Source organism: Ralstonia mannitolilytica, assembly GCF_905397375.1.
In the GTDB taxonomy this organism is placed as follows: Bacteria; Pseudomonadota; Gammaproteobacteria; order Burkholderiales; family Burkholderiaceae; genus Ralstonia; species Ralstonia mannitolilytica.
This window is the reverse complement of the sequence record NZ_CAJPVG010000002.1, coordinates 14,790-32,322: the sequence shown is the minus strand read 5'-3', so window position 1 is coordinate 32,322 and position 17,533 is coordinate 14,790. Positions and strand designations below refer to the sequence as shown.

The following is a 17,533-nucleotide window of genomic DNA, read 5'->3' as shown; positions in this document are numbered from 1 at the left end:
GCATGAACCGAGAAGAAGCGTCAGGCGCGTTCTTTGAGGCGATCGGCGATCCACTGTTCGATCTCCACCGAGTCCCAGCCCACCGCGCGCACGCCCAGGCGCAGCGCCTTGGGGAACTTGCCTTCCTTCATCAGGCTGTAGATGTGCGCGCGCTTGAAGCCGGTCTTGGCTTCGACCTCGGCGCGGCGCAGGATGCGGTGCTCGGCCGGCACTGCCGGCGCGGTGGTCTGCGAAGACATGAGAGACACTCCTTGACGCTCACTGGCGCTGTTCGGAAAGTGCCTCGTATTCAATACACCGCGGTCGCCGAAATCACTGCAATTGCAGAAGCAGCGACTGCAATTGCAGTGCGCCGCATCGGCATCATGCTGGCCGCGTCGTCAGCGCGACGCCTCCAGGTGGCGCCGCGCCTGCGCGAGCTTGCTCCACAGCGTCCGCTCGCTGAGACCCGGCCGCCCCTCATGGTGTGCGATCAGCGCGCTGACCACGGCATCCATGCTGCGGAACGACGAATAGGCCGCGCCTGACGGCGAATTGCCCAGCAGCAGCGTCAGCAGTCCGCCGATGATGTTGAGGTAAGTCGTCTCGCTGCGCAGGCCAGGCTCGCGCGCCTGTTCGTCGTTGGCCGCGCGCGTGGCATGTTCCTTCGCCAGTGCTTCGTGCGCGGTGCGCAGCGTTTCATGCACCAGGGCAAGTTCGGCAAGTTGCGACTTCGCTGCTTCGCGATCGGCCAGCAGAATGTTGAGCGTGTCCACGCTCACCGCCGGATGCACCGCGCGTTCGATGCCGTCAAACAAAAACCCCGGCCGATCGCCGGGGTAGAACTGCGACATCCACGCTTTCAAGTCCACGTGGCGCACGGTCAACTCGGGGTCGTCGAGCGCCGGCCGCTGCGAGTCCAGCACGATGCCGGCCTTGCCACCGAGCAATTCGCCATGCGTCAGCGCGTCGAAGATGCGCTCGGCATACAGGCGCAGCAGCGGCCAGCGCGGGAATTCGCCGGGCTCCGGCATGGCACGCTGCTCCAGCGCTTCCAGAATACGCTGCTCGAAGCGCAGGAGACCGCACCAGCGGACGGCCCCCTCGATCGGTCGGTAGTACGTCTTTGCGCCAAAGGCGTGGCTGCTCGATTTCGGCATATCGCGCTCTTCCCATCGTCGGATCGACACATGGCAAGCGCGCGCGGCCCACATGGGCGCAGCGATTGCCCAAAGAACCCGATGAAGCGCGAGCCGGTCGGCATCGTGGTGGACGTTGGGTGCGGCGATGTCGCCGAGCGTTACGCAGGGGGCAAACCTCCTTGCGGTGCCCGCTACACCTCAACCATAATGCACCTGCGAAAAATCTTGTTACCGGCGCAACGGTCTGAAAAGCCGCGCATCCAAGTTCGATCAGGAAGGGATGCTGCGCTTTACCGGAAAACCAGGGCAAAGTTTTCGTAGGAATACGGGCGGGGTAAAGCGCCAATGCGACTTCCGGCTGAGCCGGTTTGCATCCAGCAAGGGCTCATGCGTTCTGCGTCACTGCTGTGACCTCGACAGCTTGAAGGTGCCTTGCTTGATGCCGGGTGGATAGGCCCGATTCGCCATCCATGCCCGTGACGCAAAAGGTCGGCCGCCGATGCAATGCGGGTCAAGGTCCAGACCGAAAGGGAATCGTACCGTCCAAAATCCCCGCGTCACATCGGGCGTTGATCGGTGCCTTGCGGGCGTCCGACACGCTCCACGCGGTCGATGAACTGCCGCAGCGGCTCCATGATTTCGCCTTCGGGTCGCAGTAGATAGGTCGTCAGCGAAGCGGTCTCGTCGGCCAGCGGCCGCACGACGACATCGGCCTGATGGCAACCCGCCAGATGCGCCGCGCTCGAAAAGCCCACGCCGTAGCCGGCGGCCACGAGGGCCAGCATCAGGGAATGGGTCTTGACGTACTCGGCTACCGTCGGCGGCGCATCCACCGTGCGGAGCAGCCGTTCGCGCTGCCGGCTGCAACCTTCGCAGACCTGGGGATCGCACAGCACCAGCGGATAGCTCGCCACTTCCTCCAGCGGCACTTCCTTGAAAGCCAGCAGCGGATGCCTGGCGGGCAAAGCCACCACCAGCGGGTCTCGCCACACCGGCATGGCGACGATGCCGGCGTCCATTTCACCAGCCAATGCAAAACCTGCGTCATACAAGTCGTTGCGCAGTCCAGTCACCAACTGCGCCAGTGGCGTTTCAAATATCCGAATGCCGACCTGTGGTGCCTCCTCGCGGCAAAGCGCAAGCAACGCCGACAAGCGGGCCTGCCCCATGTCACCAGATAGTGCGATGCGCAGCGTGTTCCGCTGGTTCGCTGCGGCGCGTGCCTTGGTCTGCGCTTGCTCGAAGGCCAGCAGTACGCGCCGGGCTTCTTCGAGGAAGACCTGTCCCGCCGGTGTGAGACGAACACTGCGTGGCAAGCGGTTGAGCAGCGGCACCCCTAAATCCGCCTCCATCTGGCGGATCGTGCGCGACAGTGGAGACTGTTCGATGTGCAGCCGTCGAGCAGCCCGGCCGAAGTGCAGTTCCTCGGCTACGGCGATGAAGCAGCGAAGATGGCGTAAGTTCATGCTTTCTCCCTACCGATGTGATCAGTCCATATCATCGTAGGGAGCCGAATAGTGCGGAGGATTCACCTCTGTATCGAGATGAGAGCCATCCTGGGGGGTGATGCTCGGATGCTTTTCGCCCATGTCAGCGCCTACGGCGAAGCTCTCGTTCGAGATCGCCCAGCTGCGACGCCTGAAGTTCGGCAAGAAGAGCGAGCAGCTCGATGCCGAACAACGCGCGCTGTTCGACGAGGCTCTGGACGCCGACCTTGCCGCGGCTGAGGCGCAGCTCCAGGAACTGCTGGGCAAGAAGAAGCCGCCGGCTAAGCCTGGCGCGATGCCTAAGCGCACCGCCTTGCCGGCGGACCTGCCGCGCGTGGACTGCCACCACGAGCCCGAGAACACCCGCTGCGCGTGCGGCTGTGCGCTCAAGCGCATCAGCGAGAAGCTGGACTACACGCCGGGCGTGTTCACGGTCGAGTGCCACATCCGCAGCAAGTGGACCTGCGCATAGGTGCCGAACGCTGACCCAGGCGCCGGTCCCGGCGGAGATCATCGCCAAGGGCATCCCCACCTCCGGGCTGCTCGCGTAGGTGCTGGTCGCAAAGGACTCCGACCATCTGCCGCTTACATGGTCGTCCCTAGGCAAGCAGGAATAAGCTGCGTGAGTGAATCGGGAGGTTTGCGTAGCTGATGGCTGGCCAGCAGCGTCTGCGCCGGCGGCTTCACCGGCACGAAGCGCATGTGCGGGCGGGTTGCCGCCTCGCAGATCGCTGCGGCATCGGCCGCACCGTTCTTGCGTCCCTTGCCGGCCATGCGGTAGGGCGTGACGAAGTGGCCTGCAATCAGCCGCGCATCCAGCCCATAGCCGCGCAGCTTGCGTGCCCAGTGATGCGCACCGCCGCAGGCCTCCAGGGCCACCAGGCAGCCGGGAGGCAGCTCCGCGCACCAGGCCGCAAACTTGTCAGCGGCCAGCGCCTTGGCAACCGCCACGCGCGCATCCACCGCATGCACCTAGATAACCCGCTTGGCCAGATCCACCCCGACTCGGGCAATCTCGTTCATGGACTTCCCCTTTCACATGGCTGCAGATTGATGACTTGGGGAGCACCATCGCGGTGGCAGCCAACATTTGTTTCCTGGCTGCTTACGATTGAGTCACATCAATCGGCCAGCAGATCGCTGGATGTTGACTCTTGACTTTCGGCATGTTAGGCGCAATATCTTGCAAAGTCTTGCAAGAATTTCCTCAGGCGAGGCCGCGTGACGACGGAACTTGTGGGGGTGGTATGACAGCGCGCCAGCAGGCGATCTTCACACTCGACGAGTTGGCTGCCTACTTGAAAGTCGGCAAGCGGACGCTTTACCGGCTCGCCTCGCACGGGGAGATTCCGGCCTTCAAGGTCGGCGGGACGTGGCGGTTTCGTCAAAGTGAAATCGATCGATGGATCAATGATCAGATCCAAGCAGGCAGAAAGAAGGAGGTGATACGCACAGATGAGCAGCCAAAGTCAGCGGAACACTCCGTGTCGTCTGGGCGCGCTGTCCGTCGCCGCAGGCAAACGGAGTGAGCGAGAGTCTTCAATTTTTCTTCTGGAGGTGTGACATGGACATTGATTTCAAGAAATTGGCTCCCTGGAACTGGTTCAAGAAGGAGCAGGAAGAACAACAGAGCACTGCCTCGCTGCCGGTGCAGCGCAATGACCTGCCGGTGGCGGGTGGGCCCGTCAGTCCCATCCTGCAATTGCATCGCGAGATCGACCGCCTGTTCGACGACGCGTTTCGAGGCTTCGGTTTCCCGACGCTGGCCATGCCACGCTGGCCGTCGGACTGGCCGGGCATGCTGAAGCCGGCGCTGGACATCCAGGAGACCGACAAGCAGTACAAGATCGCCCTGGAAGTACCCGGCGTCGAGGAAAAAGACATCCAGATCACGCTCGACAACGACGTGCTGCTGGTGCGCGGTGAAAAGCGTCAGGAGCAGGAAACGAAAGACGGCGGTTTCCACCGGGTGGAGCGCTCCTACGGCAGCTTTCAGCGCGCTCTGAACCTGCCGGCCGATGCCAACCAGGACACGATCAAGGCCGCTTTCAAGAACGGCGTGCTCACGATCACGATGGAAAAGCGCGAGGCCAGTACGCCCAAGCAGGGGCGCTCGATCCCGATCAACGGCTGACGCGGGGCAGCGCGTTTTTCTCAAAAACCACAAAGAGATGAGGCACCGTGATCGGCGGTGCCTCGTCAGATCAATCTTTACAGGAGCATCAGCATGGCCAGAAAACAATGCCAAGTCTGCGGCCAGCCCGCCACGGTGCGGGTGGAAGCCAATCTCAATGGTCGCCACAGCACCATGCTGTTGTGTGACGATCACTATCGCCAACTGGTGCGCCAGCAAAAGCGCACCGTCTCACCGCTGGAAGCCTTGTTCGGCTCGCGCAGCGGGCTGTTCGAAGACTTCCTTGGCAGCGACTTCTTCCGCATCGGTGACGACGCACCGTCCATGGCGGCCGATACCGACGAGGTCGTCGATGCCTCGTTCGGCGAACCCGCCCCGGCCGGTACGGGCACCGCGCGCCGTCGCGGCAGTGGGCTCGCCAGCCGTATCAGCGAACAGTCCGAGGCCCTATTGCAGGAGGCCGCCCGACACGCTGCAGAGTTCGGGCGCGCCGAAGTCGATACCGAACACCTGCTGCTGGCGCTATCCGACAGCGACGTGGTCAAGACCATCCTGGGGCAGTTCAAGATCAAGGTCGATGACCTCAAGCGCCAGATAGAATCCGAAGCCAAGCGCGGCGATAAGCCGTTCGAGGGCGAGATCGGCGTGTCGCCCCGGGTCAAGGACGCGCTCAGCCGTGCTTTCGTGGCCTCCAACGAACTCGGCCACTCTTATGTCGGGCCGGAGCATTTCCTGATCGGGCTCGCCGAGGAAGGCGAAGGTTTGGCGGCCAACCTGCTGCGCCGTTACGGCCTCACGCCGCAAGCGCTGCGCCAGCAGGTAAGCAAGGTGGTCGGCAAAGGGGCCGAGGATGGCCGCGCCGAGACGCCGACCAACACGCCCGAGCTGGATAAATACTCGCGCGACCTCACCAAGATGGCGCGCGAGGGCAAACTCGATCCAGTCATCGGCCGTGCGCAGGAGATCGAGACCACCATCGAGGTGCTGGCCCGGCGCAAGAAAAACAACCCGGTGTTGATCGGTGAGCCCGGCGTCGGCAAGACCGCCATTGTCGAAGGACTGGCGCAGCGGATGGTCGCCGGCGAAGTGCCCGAGACGCTGCGCGACAAGCGTCTGGTCGAACTCAACATCAACGCCATGGTGGCAGGCGCCAAGTACCGCGGCGAGTTCGAGGAGCGCGTGCAGAAGGTGCTCAAGGAAGTGACCGAGCACCAGGGCGAGCTGATTCTCTTCATCGACGAGGTGCACACCATCGTCGGTGCAGGCCAGGGTGGCGGCGAAGGCGGGCTGGACGTGGCCAACGTGTTCAAGCCGATGATGGCGCGCGGCGAACTGAACCTGATCGGCGCCACCACGCTCAACGAGTATCAGAAGTACATCGAGAAGGACGCCGCGCTGGAGCGTCGCTTCCAGCCGGTGATGGTGCCCGAGCCGACGGTAGCGCAGACCATGATGATCCTGCGCGGCTTGCGCGACACCTTCGAGGCGCACCACAAGGTCAGCATCACCGAGGATGCGATCATCGCCGCCGCCGAGTTGTCGGACCGCTACATCACCGCGCGCTTTTTGCCTGACAAGGCCATCGACCTGCTCGACCAGGCGGCCGCACGCGTGAAGCTGTCGGCCACGGCCCGCCCGGTGGCGGTGCAAGAGCTGGAGTCCGAACTGCACCAGCTGCGGCGTGAGCAGGACTATGTGGCCTCGCGCAAGCAGTACGACAAGGCCGCCGAGCTGGGCAAGCACATCGAGGCCAAAGAGGCCGAACTCAAGAAGCTTGTCGAGGAATGGGAACGCGAGCGCGCCTCGGGCAGTGCCGAAGTCAAAGCCGAGCATGTCGCGCAGATCGTCTCGCGCCTGACCGGCATTCCGGTCAACGAGCTGACGGTGGAAGAACGCGAGAAGCTGCTGCATCTGGAGCAGCGGCTGCACGAGCGCCTCGTGGGCCAGGACGAAGCGGTGCGCGCGGTGGCCGATGCCGTGCGGTTGTCGCGCGCGGGCCTGCGCGAAGGCAGCAAGCCGGTGGCGACTTTTCTGTTCCTCGGGCCGACCGGCGTGGGCAAGACCGAGCTCGCCAAGGCGCTGGCCGAGTCCATCTATGGCGATGAAGGTGCGCTGCTGCGCATCGACATGTCCGAGTACGGGGAACGCCATGCCGTGGCACGCCTGGTGGGGGCGCCTCCGGGTTACGTCGGCTACGACGAGGGTGGCCAGCTCACCGAGAAGGTGCGGCGCAAACCCTACAGCGTGTTGCTGCTGGACGAGATCGAGAAGGCTCACCCCGACGTCTACAACATCCTGCTGCAGGTGTTCGACGACGGGCGGCTCACCGACGGCAAGGGCCGGGTGGTGGATTTCACCAATACCATCATCATCGCCACCTCGAACTTGGGCTCGGACATCATCCAGCGTCGGCTGAAGGCCCGTGGCGCCGCCGGCGAGGAATACGAGAGGACCAAGGGCGAGGTGATGGACGTGCTGCGCGGACACTTCCGCCCCGAGTTCCTCAACCGCATCGACGAGATCATCGTCTTCCATGCGCTGGGCAAGGAGGAGATCCGCCATATCGTCGGCCTGCAGCTCGATCGTGTGGCCCGCAACGCCGCCAGCCAGGGCGTGACGCTGACCTTCGATCAGACCTTGATCGATCACTTCGCGGAGGAAGGCTACAAGCCCGAGTTCGGCGCGCGTGAGCTCAAGCGGCTGATCCGCAGCGAGCTGGAAACTGCTCTGGCGCGCGAGATGCTGGGTGGCGGTATCGGCAAGGCCGATCACGCCAGCGCCCGCTGGGACGACAAGGCCGAACGGGTGGTCTTCGAGCGCCAGGAGCCACCCGCGAAGCCGGCCGAGCCTGAGAAGCCCGATGCCGCGAACGTGGCCGAGACGCCGCCGAGCGACGCGAGCAAGCCTGCGCGCAAGAAGAAGTCAGCGGGCGGCGAATCTTGAGTCATGGGGAGGCTGTCGTGTCCGACCCCAACGGGCTGACATGGGCAGCCACCCTCGTGTCGCTGGCGGTCGCTATCCCCACAGCGGGGCACGCGGTCATCTACAAGCGTGACCCTCGATCGGCCACGCTGTGGGTGCTGCTGATCGCGCTGTTGCCGCTGGGCGGTTCGCTGCTGTATGGGCTGTTCGGCATCAACCGTTACCAGCGGCGGGCGCGGCGGCTGTTTCCGGGGGCAGATCCTGCTGTTCGGCAGGACCTCGCGCCTACGATGCCCCAGGCCGTATCGGCGCCGTTTGCCGGCCTGGCGCACCTGGTGGGACGTGCCACCGGCCAGTCGCTGACCAGCGGCAACCGCATCGAGCCGCTCGTCGATGGCGAGCAGGCCTACCCGGCCATGCTCGCTGCCATCGAGTCGGCGCGGCACAGCGTCGCGCTGGCTTCGTACATCTTCGACAGCCAAGGCATCGGGGCGCAGTTCGTCGATGCGCTGCGCCGGGCTCATGAGCGCGGCGTGCAAGTGCGGGTGCTGATCGACGACGTCTATGCCCGCTGGAGGCCCCGCAGCGCCTACCGCGCCTTGCAACGCGCCGGCGTTCCGGCGGCGACGTTCAACCCGACGTTGATTCCCGCGCGCCTGCATGCCGCGCATCTGCGCAATCACCGCAAGCTGCTGGTGATCGATGGCGAGACGGGTTTCACCGGCGGCATGAACATCTTCAGCCCGTATTGGCGGCCCGATGCGCCGGAGCAGGCCTGTCACGATTTGCACTTTCGTCTGCGCGGGCCGGTGGTTGCGCATCTGATGCGGTGCTTCACCGATGATTGGTGCGATACCACGGGCGAGCGGCTCAGCAAGGGTTTCTGGGGCGAACCGCCCGCAACGGCTGATGAGCGAGGAACCTCTTGGGCGCGCGGCATCGAGGCCGGTCCCGATGAGGCCCTGGACAGGATGCGCTGGACCTTCATGGGCGCTTTGAGCGCGGCGAAGCATTCGGTGCGCATCTGGACACCTTACTTCGTGCCCGATCAGCCGATGATCGCGGCGCTGAGCACGGCCGCGTTGCGCGGCGTGCGCGTCGAGGTGCTGACGCCCGCAAACGGCGACCATCCCACGGTGCAATGGGCCGCGCGCGCCCACTACTGGCAGGTGCTGGAGCACGGTGTACGCATCTTCGAACGGCCTGGCCCGTTCGACCACAGCAAGCTGATGCTGATAGACGGCCAGTGGTGCTGCCTGGGTTCGGCCAATTGGGATGCGCGCAGCCTGCGCCTGAACTTCGAGTTCAATGTGGAGGTGTACGACACCGCGCTGTCTACGCGGCTGGAATCCCTTTTTGATGCCGCCCGTGATGCATCGAACGAGATATCGGCCATGGCGTTGCGCGCCCGCCCGCTGGCCATCCGCTTGCGCGACGGGGTGGCCCGTCTGTTCACCCCCATTCTCTAGCGGCACGACTTGCGAGGAACATTGCCCATGGAAAAGAAAGATCAATGGAACATTGGCTACTGGATCGTCGCCGGCCTGTTGCTGCTGACGCTGCAGAACTACTGGCAGGCGGCCAAGACCGTCGAGCCCGTGCCCTACAGCGAATTCGAGAAGGCGCTGGCCGAGGGGCGCGTCGCCGAAGTGCTGGTGTCGGACCGCACGGTCACCGGGCGCCTGAAATCGCCGGACGGCCGGGGCAAGACCACCATCGTGGCCACTCGCGTCGAACCCGACCTGGCCGAGCGGCTGTCCAAGTACGACGTGCCTTACGCGCGGGTGGTGGAAAGCACCTGGCTACGTGATGTGCTCTCCTGGATTCTGCCGGCGGTGGCCTTCTTCGGCGTCTGGTTCTTCCTGTTCCGCCGCTTCGCCGAGAAGCAGGGCATGGGCGGCTTCCTGAGCATCGGCAAGAGCCGCGCCAAGGTGTTCATGGAGAAGAACACCGGCGTCACCTTTGCCGATGTCGCGGGTGTCGATGAGGCCAAGGCCGAGCTGGTCGAAATCGTCGACTTCCTGAAGAACCCGCAGGATTACGGCCGCCTCGGCGCGCGCATCCCGAAAGGTGTGTTGCTGGTTGGCCCGCCCGGCACGGGCAAGACCCTGCTGGCCAAGGCCGTGGCGGGCGAGGCCGGGGTACCGTTCTTCTCCATCTCCGGCTCGGAGTTCGTCGAGATGTTTGTCGGCGTGGGCGCGGCGCGGGTGCGCGACCTGTTCGAGCAGGCGCGCGGGCAGGCGCCGGCCATCATCTTCATCGACGAGCTCGATGCGCTGGGCCGTGCACGCGGCGTCGGCGGGCCCATCGGCGGCCACGACGAGCGTGAGCAGACGCTCAACCAGCTGCTCACCGAGATGGACGGCTTCGACAGCTCGGTCGGGCTGATCATCCTCGCCGCCACCAACCGCCCCGAAATCCTCGACCAGGCGCTGCTGCGTGCCGGCCGCTTCGACCGCCAGGTGCTGGTGGACCGGCCCGACAAGAAGGGACGGCTGGACATCCTGAAAGTCCACGTCAAGAAGGTGACGCTGGCTCAGGATATCGATCTCGAACAGGTGGCTGCGCTGACCACGGGCTTTTCGGGTGCAGACCTCGCGAACCTGGTCAACGAGGCCGCGCTGGCCGCGACCCGGCGCAAAGCGTCCGCCGTGGAGTTGCAGGATTTCACCGCCGCCATCGAGCGCATCGTGGCGGGCCTGGAGAAGAAGAACCGAGTGCTCAATCCCAAGGAGCGGGAAACCGTGGCCTATCACGAGATGGGGCATGCGCTGGTGGCGCTGGCGCTGCCCGGCACCGATCCGGTACACAAGATTTCAATCGTTCCGCGTGGCATCGGTGCACTCGGCTACACCCTGCAGCGGCCCACCGAAGACCGATTTCTGATGACACGTGCCGACCTGGAGCACAAGATCGCCGTGCTCCTGGGAGGGCGCGCGGCTGAGAAGCTCGTGTTTGGCGAGCTGTCCACAGGGGCTTCAGACGATCTCGCGCGGGCCACCGACATCGCCCGCGACATGATTACGCGCTTCGGCATGGATGAGGGCTTGGGGTACGTTGCTTTTGAGGCACAGAGGCCGCGTTTTCTTGATGCGCCTGAACTGGTACAGGGTGGCTGCCGGGTAGCCGAATCGACTCAGACACGCATCGACCAAGCCATCCGTGACATCGTGATGGGTGTGTTTGATCGTGCATACCGAATTCTCGAAATTAACCGAGAAGTGCTGGAGCGGTGCGCGCGCGAACTGCTCGCACGGGAAACGCTGGATGAATACAGCATCCGGCAACTGACGCAAGGGCTACAGCTCGAATCCCCATGTCACAGCGGCCCAACTGCCGGAGCCATTACTTCCTCTGTGTCCCAAGGAGCCACCTCATGAGTGACAGCATTCATATCGTCTGCCCACACTGCCAATCCATCAATCGCGTGCCAGCCAACAAGTTGGCAGAGAAGCCCAATTGCGGGCGGTGCCAGCACCCGCTGTTCACCGGAGAACCCATTGATCTGACCACAGCGACCTTCGCCCGTCATCTGGAGCGCAGTGACCTGCCGCTGCTGGTTGACTTTTGGGCGCCGTGGTGCGGACCGTGCAAGATGATGGCGCCGCAGTTCGAGCAGGCAGCCTCCCTGCTTGAACCCAAGGTGAGGTTGGCCAAGGTAAATACCGAGGCCGAGCCTCACCTGGCCGCCCAGTTCGGTATTCGCAGCATTCCAACCCTGATTTTGTTCCGAGGGGGACATGAGGTTGCACGTCAGGCGGGCGCCATGGGCGCGCAGGACATTATGCGCTGGGTGGCTTCGCAATTGCCCCGGTGATTCAGGTGTGATCGAGTCGTCTTCTCGGACTCTCCGTTCCATTAACGTTTCATTGAAAGAGAGAGCGCAACGCTTATGAATAAAGAATCTGGCCACACGGCCCTTGACGAGATACGCTCCCAGTGGCGGTTGATGACGGTTTACGAGCGCTTCGAGCAGGTTGTTGCCATCACGCTTTCGGGCGTCATCGCGGTGGTCATTGTGATCTCGCTGATTCAGTTGATTCGGCTCGTCTTCACGCTGCTCGTCATGGATGCGCTGAATCCACTGGATCATAAGGTTTTCCAGCTGGTGTTCGGTGCCACCATGACGCTGCTGATCGCCATGGAATTCAAGCATTCGATCGTCAAAGTGGCTCTGCGCAAGGAAAGCATCATCCAGGTCAAGACCGTCATTCTGATCGCGATCCTGGCACTGGCCCGCAAGTTCATCATCCTAGAACCCGACGTTGATCCTGCCAAAGTGGCCGCGCTGGCGGGGACGGTACTGGCGTTGGGGCTGACCTATTGGCTCATGCGTGAACGCGATGACCGCAGGAGCGAGTAATGGAGGCATGACCCCCTATGGTCTAGTCGGCCGACACGATGCCAGGTCGAGGCACCGCTGGCTCAATCGCTTTCAAACCGCGCTGCTGGTTTTGACCCTGGTGGGGATCGCGGCTGCCGCTGGCAGTCTGCTGTTCGGCGAGATGGGCCTTTGGCTGGCACTGGCAACATGCGCATTGACCCTGCTGATCGAACCTGTCGCCGCCTCCGCGATGACCTTGCGTCTGTATGGCGCCCGTCCCTTGCATTACCAGGAAGCCCCCGCAATCTGGTCGCTGTTGCGGGAGTTGGCCGTGCGCGCCGGATTACCGAATACGCCGGTTCCCCACTATGTGCCCAGCGGCATCGTCAACGCTTTTGCTACTGGTTCGCGACGCCATGCCTCCATTGCCCTCACCGATGGCCTGCTCCGCAGCCTGAGTATCCGGGAACTGCAAGCCGTGCTGGCGCATGAAGTCGCGCACATCGCTCAAGAAGATCTTCGTGTCATGGGCTTGGCCGATTCGATCAGCCGGCTCACGAACCTGCTGGCATTGCTGGGGCAGGTCGTGCTCCTGATCAGTATGCCGGCGCTGTTGGCCGGTACCGTAGAAATTAACTGGCTTGGCTTATTGCTGTTGGCCGCTTCGCCGCAACTGGCACTGCTCGCGCAGTTGGGCTTGTCACGCGTGCGAGAGTTCGATGCCGACCGGATGGCCGCAGAGCTGACGGGGGATCCGCACGGGCTCGCCTCGGCGCTGGCGAAGATCGAGCGGGTGAGCCGCTCGTGGCGAGCCTGGTTGTTGCCCGGTTGGGGCAATCCCGAACCGTCCTGGTTGCGCACGCATCCGGCGACAGAGGATCGTATCGCGCGCCTGATGGCGTTAGCGCCTCAGCCATCGCAGGCCCTGCCGTTCCAAACGGAATATCTCGCGCCAAGGTCGTTCGCCCCGATGCGCCCGCCACGCCGGGGCCTGAGCGGCCTTTGGCGCTAAATCACTCGAAAGGAACCCCCGCCATGGCTTACCACGATCCTTACCCACAACGCCCAGCTCCGGATCATTTCGTCCGGCGGTGGCTCTTCATCACTGCGTGCGTTGCCGCACTCATGCTGTTCTGGCAGTTCCTGCCCGCCATCGAGGCCTGGTTCAGCCCGCGCCAAGCCGCTGAGCGCACCGTCACGCCGCGTGGCGATCTGGCCGCTGACGAACAGGCCACCATCGAACTGTTCGAGAAATCCCGGGGATCGGTGGTCTACATCACGACGTCCCAACTGGTACGAGATGTCTGGACGCGCAACGTCTTTTCCGTGCCGCGCGGGACGGGTTCGGGTTTCATCTGGGATGACGCCGGTCATGTCGTTACCAACTTTCATGTGATTCAGGGGGCGTCGGAGGCCACGGTCAAACTGGCCGACGGCCGCGATTACCAAGCCGCGCTGGTCGGAGTGAGTCCGGCACACGATATCGCGGTGCTCAAAATCGGCGTCGGCTTCCAGCGCCCGCCCGCCGTTCCGGTCGGCACCAGCGCAGACCTCAAGGTGGGACAAAAGGTGTTCGCCATCGGCAACCCCTTCGGCCTGGATTGGACACTCACCAACGGCATCGTGTCCGCGCTAGATCGATCGCTGCCCGGAGAATCTGGCGGAGTGACCATCGAACACCTGATTCAAACCGATGCCGCTATCAACCCCGGCAACTCGGGTGGGCCGTTGCTCGATTCCGCCGGCCGTCTGATCGGCATCAACACAGCGATCTACAGCCCTTCCGGTGCATCGGCTGGGATTGGCTTCGCCGTGCCGGTGGACACCGTCATGCGCGTAGTCCCGCAACTCATCAAGACCGGTAAGTACATCCGTCCGGCGCTGGGCATTGAGGTGGACGAACAGCTCAATCAGCACCTGCTTGCACTGACCGGAAGCAAGGGCGTGTTCGTGTTGCGTGTTACCCCTGGTTCGGCAGCGCACAAGGCCGGCCTCGCGGGTGTCGAAGTCACGCCGCAAGGCATCGTGCCGGGCGACCGCATCATCGATGTTGATGGCAAGGCGACGGACGATGTGGCCAAGCTGCTCGCGCGGCTAGACGACAGGAAGGTCGGCGATGTGGTGGTCTTGTCAGTGGAACGGGCCGGCAAATCGCGCGAGGTGCGTGTGGAGCTGCAACCCGGGAATTGATTGAACTGAACCTGTGGATCAGGCGGTAGTGCAGCGTCGCGGTGATTGAGGTTCTCAGGTCTTCGGCCAGGTAGCGTTCCGCCTCAACCTCCGTAATTTTCGGATGCGATCTGCCTATCCGAATAGGCAAGCATGCAACGCCGGAACCTCTTGCCAATCATCGAAGGAGAAAGCGAGGCGCAATCCGCTTGAGGTGGACGCAGGCCAGGAACGAGGCAAACAGGAGGCCGCATTGGAACTCAGACTACTGCGCTATTTCGTTGCGGTCGCGGAAGAACTGCATTTCGCGCGAGCGGCCGAGCGCCTTGGCGTAGAACAATCGCCTGTGTCGCGCGCAATGCGCAATCTCGAAGCCACGCTCGGCGTGCAGTTGTTCGACCGCAGCGCGCACCAGACGCGACTGACCTGGGCCGGTCAAGTGTTCCTCGGTGAGTGCCGGCGTGTGCTGGCCACCGTGGAGCAGGCGGTGAGTGCCGCAAAGGCGGCGGCGCAGGGCTATCAGGGTTATCTGCGCATCGCCATCTGCGACAGCTTGGCGCAGCCCCACATTGCCACCTTGCTGGCGCGCAGCCGCGAGGAAGAGCCCGAACTGGAGATTCGCGTCTTCGAGCTGCCTTTCGCGCAGCAGCTCAAGGGCCTGCACAACGATCTGCTGGACATCGGCTTTGCGCTGTCGGACGCGGTGAGCGAAGGCCTTGTCGCCGAGCCCGTGTGGACCGATCCTCTGTCGGTGATCGTGCCCGTGCGCCACCCCTTGTTGGCGCACGCGGAAGTGCCATTGGATGAAGCCTTGAAGTTTCCGTTGGTACTGTGCCATCCGGACGCGGGATCGGGCTGCCACCACCAGATCCAGGCGGTGCTTCAAGGTGCGTCCAAGCCGCTCAAGCTGGTAGATCAGGTGACGAGCCTAGGCGTGATGCTGACTCTGGTCGGTGCCGGTTATGGCCTAGGTTTCGCCATTGCCTCGCAGGTGCAGACCCTGAACCGCCCCGACATAACCGTTCGCCCCTTGGCCGGCACGCCGCCCATGCTGTCCACCTACCTGCTGCGCCGCAGCGCCGAACCCTCTGAGCCCATGAAGCGGTTTCTGCAGCGCGCCCGCGAGGAGTTCCTGCCAAAGGGAGATGAACCGGCCTCGTGACGTTGAGCGCTCGGGTACATTGGCTACTGCTGGCTGTCCATGGCTCGCACTGGACTTGCTCGGAGCGCGCGTTGACCAAGCGTGGTTTTTCAGTCCATAATTATGTCCATCTCGGTTCGCCGAGTGCGGAAAACTCGTTATCAATCAACGAGTTGGGAACACGATGATGTTCCCATCGCCCGCTCCACCGAACAGCCTGCAGCCGCCCTCGGCGGCTTTTTTGTTGCCTGCTGCGCCTGACGCAGTGCTGGCACCGGGATCCTCATGCAGCCCACTGAACAACCGGGCACCGGCCCCGACGACGCCACGCCGGAATCGCAAGATACCAACGCCGCAGCAGACGCCGACCCCGGCACGGAAGTCGGCCACCTGCGCCGCATCCGTTCGTTCGTGCGCCGTGCCGGCCGCACCTCCAGCGGCCAGCAGCGTGCCATCGAAGCGCTCGGCCCGCGCTTCCTGCTGCCCTACGCCACCGAACCGCTCGACTGGGATGCCGCGTTCCGCCGTACCGGCGCCAAGCGCATCTTCGAAATCGGCTTCGGCATGGGCGAGACCACGGCGCACATCGCGCAATTGCGTCCGGATGACGATTTCCTGGGCGTGGAAGTGCACGAGCCCGGCGTGGGCGCGCTGCTCAAGCTGATTGGCGAGCGCGACATCGGCAACATCCGCATCGTGTCGCACGACGCGGTGGAAGTGCTCGAGCACATGATTGCGGAAGGCACACTGGATGGCATCCACGTGTTCTTTCCGGACCCGTGGCACAAGAAGCGCCACCACAAGCGGCGCCTGATCCAGGGGCCGTTCGTGGCGCGCCTTGCCGCACACCTGAAGCCGGGCGGCTACCTGCACTGCGCGACGGACTGGGAGGAATACGCCCACCAGATGCTGGAGGTGCTGTCTGCGGAGCAGATGCTCGAAAACACCGCGGACGGCTTCGCACCGCGCCCGGACTATCGCCCCGTCACCAAGTTCGAGAAGCGCGGCCTGCGCCTCGGGCACGGCGTGTGGGACGTGGTCTTCCGCAAGCGCGGCTGACCACGGCCGGCGCGCACATCAACGCGCGCCGAAATGCGTCTCGCCAAAGAGGTTCTTGGCGTGGCGCGGGAAGGCGCGCCAGTATTGCGGCGGCGCCTTGACCGTCGCGCCAAGCTCGGCGGCGGCGGCCCATGCCCAATGCGGGTTGTAGAGGAAGGCGCGACCGATGGCGACGAGATCGGCGCGACCCTCGGCCACGATCGCCTCGGCCTCATGCGGCTCGTTGATGAGGCCCACGGCGATGGTCGGGATGTCGGCCTCGTTGCGGATCTTCTCGGCGAACGGTACCTGGTAGCCCGTCGACAGCGGAATCTGCTGCAGCGGCGACACGCCGCCTGAGGAGGCATCGATCCAGTCGCAGCCACGCGCGCGCAATGCCTGCGCAAACACCACCGAATCTTCTGGCGTCCAGCCGCCCTCGACCCAATCGGTGGCCGACACGCGCACGCCCACCGGGATGTTGTCAGGCACCACGGCGCGCACGGCATCGAAAATCTCCAGCGGATAACGCATGCGGTTCTCGCGCGAACCGCCGTACGCATCGGTGCGCCGGTTGGCGATCGGGGAGAGGAATTCGTGCAGCAGATAGCCGTGCGCGCAGTGCAGCTCGATGGCCGCCATGCCAAGGCGCACAGCACGGCGGGCGGTCTCCACAAACTGCTCGCGCACGCGGGCGAGGTCGGCATCGGTCATCTCGCGCGGGGCGCGTTCTTCGGGGCGCTGCGGCAATGCGGAGGGGCCCATCGTCTCCCAGCCGCCAGCGTCCAGCGGCAGCAGCGCGCCGCCCTCCCACGGGCGCGCGCTTGACGCCTTGCGGCCGGCATGTGCGATCTGCATGCCGAGCGGCACCAGCGCGTTGTGGCGAATGGCCGCAAGCGTGCGCTCCAGCGCCGCCTCGGTTGCGTCGTCCCACAAACCCAGGCAGCCGTGAGTGATACGGCCCTCGGGCGACACGGCCGTCGCCTCGATCATGAGCAAGCCTGCACCCGACAGCGACAGGCTGCCCAGGTGCGTGTGGTGCCATGCTGCCGCCCGGCCGTTGTCGGCCGAATACTGGCACATGGGCGAGATGACGATGCGGTTCTCGAGCGTGAGACCGCGCAGGGAAAAAGGCTGGAAAAGTGCACTCATGATCAGGCGATCCGGTTGTCAGCGACTGACGGAAGAAACCGCCAG

The 17,533-nt window shown here is 64.1% G+C and carries 15 protein-coding genes and 2 pseudogenes; 12 read left to right on the top strand and 5 right to left on the bottom strand.

Annotated features, from left to right (window positions below; translation table 11 throughout):
* Positions 1 to 20: 20 nt before the first annotated feature.
* The 3 genes from KHN96_RS05710 to KHN96_RS05700 form a co-directional block, all read right to left on the bottom strand.
* Positions 21 to 239, bottom strand: coding sequence for an AlpA family transcriptional regulator (locus tag KHN96_RS05710; RefSeq protein WP_003141069.1), 219 nt, complete (start codon positions 237 to 239; stop codon positions 21 to 23).
* A gap of 141 nt (positions 240 to 380) precedes the next feature.
* A complete protein-coding gene (locus KHN96_RS05705) occupies positions 381 to 1,139 on the bottom strand; it encodes an ATP-binding protein (RefSeq protein ID WP_115044052.1) in 759 nt (252 codons plus the stop codon).
* Positions 1,140 to 1,678: 539 nt separating this feature from the next.
* Positions 1,679 to 2,587: a LysR family transcriptional regulator gene (locus KHN96_RS05700; protein WP_003141071.1), complete on the bottom strand. Its 909-nt coding sequence runs from the start codon at positions 2,585 to 2,587 to the stop codon at positions 1,679 to 1,681.
* 139 nt (positions 2,588 to 2,726) lie between these two features.
* On the opposite strand from KHN96_RS05700, the pseudogene KHN96_RS05695 reads away from it, so the two are divergent.
* A pseudogene (locus KHN96_RS05695) lies at positions 2,727 to 3,156 on the top strand (transposase domain-containing protein); the annotation flags it as partial.
* A 121-nt stretch (positions 3,157 to 3,277) separates the two neighbouring features.
* Here KHN96_RS05695 and KHN96_RS05690 read toward each other — a convergent pair.
* A pseudogene (locus tag KHN96_RS05690) lies at positions 3,278 to 3,571 on the bottom strand (IS110 family transposase); the annotation flags it as partial.
* A gap of 284 nt (positions 3,572 to 3,855) precedes the next feature.
* On the opposite strand from KHN96_RS05690, the gene KHN96_RS05685 reads away from it, so the two are divergent.
* The 11 genes from KHN96_RS05685 to trmB all read left to right on the top strand — a co-directional run bounded on the left by KHN96_RS05685 (position 3,856) and on the right by trmB (position 16,357).
* Entirely contained in the window at positions 3,856 to 4,137 is a 282-nt protein-coding gene (locus KHN96_RS05685; RefSeq protein ID WP_012761384.1) for a helix-turn-helix domain-containing protein, read from the top strand.
* A 35-nt stretch (positions 4,138 to 4,172) separates the two neighbouring features.
* A complete protein-coding gene (locus tag KHN96_RS05680; RefSeq protein WP_024973321.1) occupies positions 4,173 to 4,742 on the top strand; it encodes an Hsp20/alpha crystallin family protein in 570 nt (189 codons plus the stop codon).
* A 93-nt stretch (positions 4,743 to 4,835) separates the two neighbouring features.
* Complete coding sequence (gene clpK / locus KHN96_RS05675; protein ID WP_058158422.1) at positions 4,836 to 7,685, top strand: heat shock survival AAA family ATPase ClpK; 2,850 nt, start codon at positions 4,836 to 4,838, stop codon at positions 7,683 to 7,685.
* Between the two features lie 17 nt (positions 7,686 to 7,702).
* The gene (gene cls / locus KHN96_RS05670; RefSeq protein WP_115044053.1) at positions 7,703 to 9,133 is read left to right on the top strand and encodes a cardiolipin synthase; all 1,431 of its coding nucleotides are present in this window, start codon (positions 7,703 to 7,705) and stop codon (positions 9,131 to 9,133) included.
* A 27-nt stretch (positions 9,134 to 9,160) separates the two neighbouring features.
* Entirely contained in the window at positions 9,161 to 11,044 is a 1,884-nt protein-coding gene (gene ftsH / locus KHN96_RS05665) for an ATP-dependent zinc metalloprotease FtsH (protein WP_115044055.1), read from the top strand.
* Positions 11,041 to 11,481 (top strand): thioredoxin TrxC, encoded by a 441-nt coding sequence (gene trxC, locus KHN96_RS05660; RefSeq protein ID WP_009238721.1) that lies wholly within the window; start codon positions 11,041 to 11,043, stop codon positions 11,479 to 11,481. The genes ftsH and trxC overlap by 4 nt, the downstream gene beginning before the upstream one ends.
* A gap of 75 nt (positions 11,482 to 11,556) precedes the next feature.
* A complete protein-coding gene (locus KHN96_RS05655; RefSeq protein WP_115044057.1) occupies positions 11,557 to 12,027 on the top strand; it encodes a phosphate-starvation-inducible PsiE family protein in 471 nt (156 codons plus the stop codon).
* Between the two features lie 7 nt (positions 12,028 to 12,034).
* A complete protein-coding gene (locus KHN96_RS05650; RefSeq protein ID WP_045786168.1) occupies positions 12,035 to 13,000 on the top strand; it encodes a zinc metalloprotease HtpX in 966 nt (321 codons plus the stop codon).
* A gap of 23 nt (positions 13,001 to 13,023) precedes the next feature.
* Positions 13,024 to 14,178 carry a S1C family serine protease gene (locus tag KHN96_RS05645; RefSeq protein WP_045786167.1) on the top strand — a complete coding sequence of 385 codons (1,155 nt, stop codon included), beginning with the start codon at positions 13,024 to 13,026 and terminating at the stop codon, positions 14,176 to 14,178.
* Positions 14,179 to 14,410: 232 nt separating this feature from the next.
* Entirely contained in the window at positions 14,411 to 15,319 is a 909-nt protein-coding gene (locus tag KHN96_RS05640; protein ID WP_003141085.1) for a LysR family transcriptional regulator, read from the top strand.
* 264 nt (positions 15,320 to 15,583) lie between these two features.
* Complete coding sequence (trmB, locus tag KHN96_RS05635) at positions 15,584 to 16,357, top strand: tRNA (guanosine(46)-N7)-methyltransferase TrmB (protein WP_062737805.1); 774 nt, start codon at positions 15,584 to 15,586, stop codon at positions 16,355 to 16,357.
* Between the two features lie 18 nt (positions 16,358 to 16,375).
* Here trmB and KHN96_RS05630 read toward each other — a convergent pair whose 3' ends face one another.
* Entirely contained in the window at positions 16,376 to 17,488 is a 1,113-nt protein-coding gene (locus tag KHN96_RS05630) for an NADH:flavin oxidoreductase/NADH oxidase (protein WP_062737806.1), read from the bottom strand.
* Positions 17,489 to 17,533: the final 45 nt, after the last annotated feature.

Bases quoted from the DNA above. Each gene is read 5' to 3' on its own strand.
- KHN96_RS05710 (WP_003141069.1), bottom strand. From the start codon at position 239: ATGTCTTCGCAGACCACCGCGCCGGCAGTGCCGGCCGAGCACCGCATC.
- KHN96_RS05705 (WP_115044052.1), bottom strand. From the start codon at position 1,139: ATGCCGAAATCGAGCAGCCACGCCTTTGGCGCAAAGACGTACTACCGA.
- KHN96_RS05700 (WP_003141071.1), bottom strand. From the start codon at position 2,587: ATGAACTTACGCCATCTTCGCTGCTTCATCGCCGTAGCCGAGGAACTG.
- KHN96_RS05685 (WP_012761384.1), top strand. From the start codon at position 3,856: ATGACAGCGCGCCAGCAGGCGATCTTCACACTCGACGAGTTGGCTGCC.
- KHN96_RS05680 (WP_024973321.1), top strand. From the start codon at position 4,173: ATGGACATTGATTTCAAGAAATTGGCTCCCTGGAACTGGTTCAAGAAG.
- clpK (WP_058158422.1), top strand. From the start codon at position 4,836: ATGGCCAGAAAACAATGCCAAGTCTGCGGCCAGCCCGCCACGGTGCGG.
- ftsH (WP_115044055.1), top strand. From the start codon at position 9,161: ATGGAAAAGAAAGATCAATGGAACATTGGCTACTGGATCGTCGCCGGC.
- trxC (WP_009238721.1), top strand. From the start codon at position 11,041: ATGAGTGACAGCATTCATATCGTCTGCCCACACTGCCAATCCATCAAT.
- KHN96_RS05655 (WP_115044057.1), top strand. From the start codon at position 11,557: ATGAATAAAGAATCTGGCCACACGGCCCTTGACGAGATACGCTCCCAG.
- KHN96_RS05650 (WP_045786168.1), top strand. From the start codon at position 12,035: ATGACCCCCTATGGTCTAGTCGGCCGACACGATGCCAGGTCGAGGCAC.
- KHN96_RS05645 (WP_045786167.1), top strand. From the start codon at position 13,024: ATGGCTTACCACGATCCTTACCCACAACGCCCAGCTCCGGATCATTTC.
- trmB (WP_062737805.1), top strand. From the start codon at position 15,584: ATGCAGCCCACTGAACAACCGGGCACCGGCCCCGACGACGCCACGCCG.
- KHN96_RS05630 (WP_062737806.1), bottom strand. From the start codon at position 17,488: ATGAGTGCACTTTTCCAGCCTTTTTCCCTGCGCGGTCTCACGCTCGAG.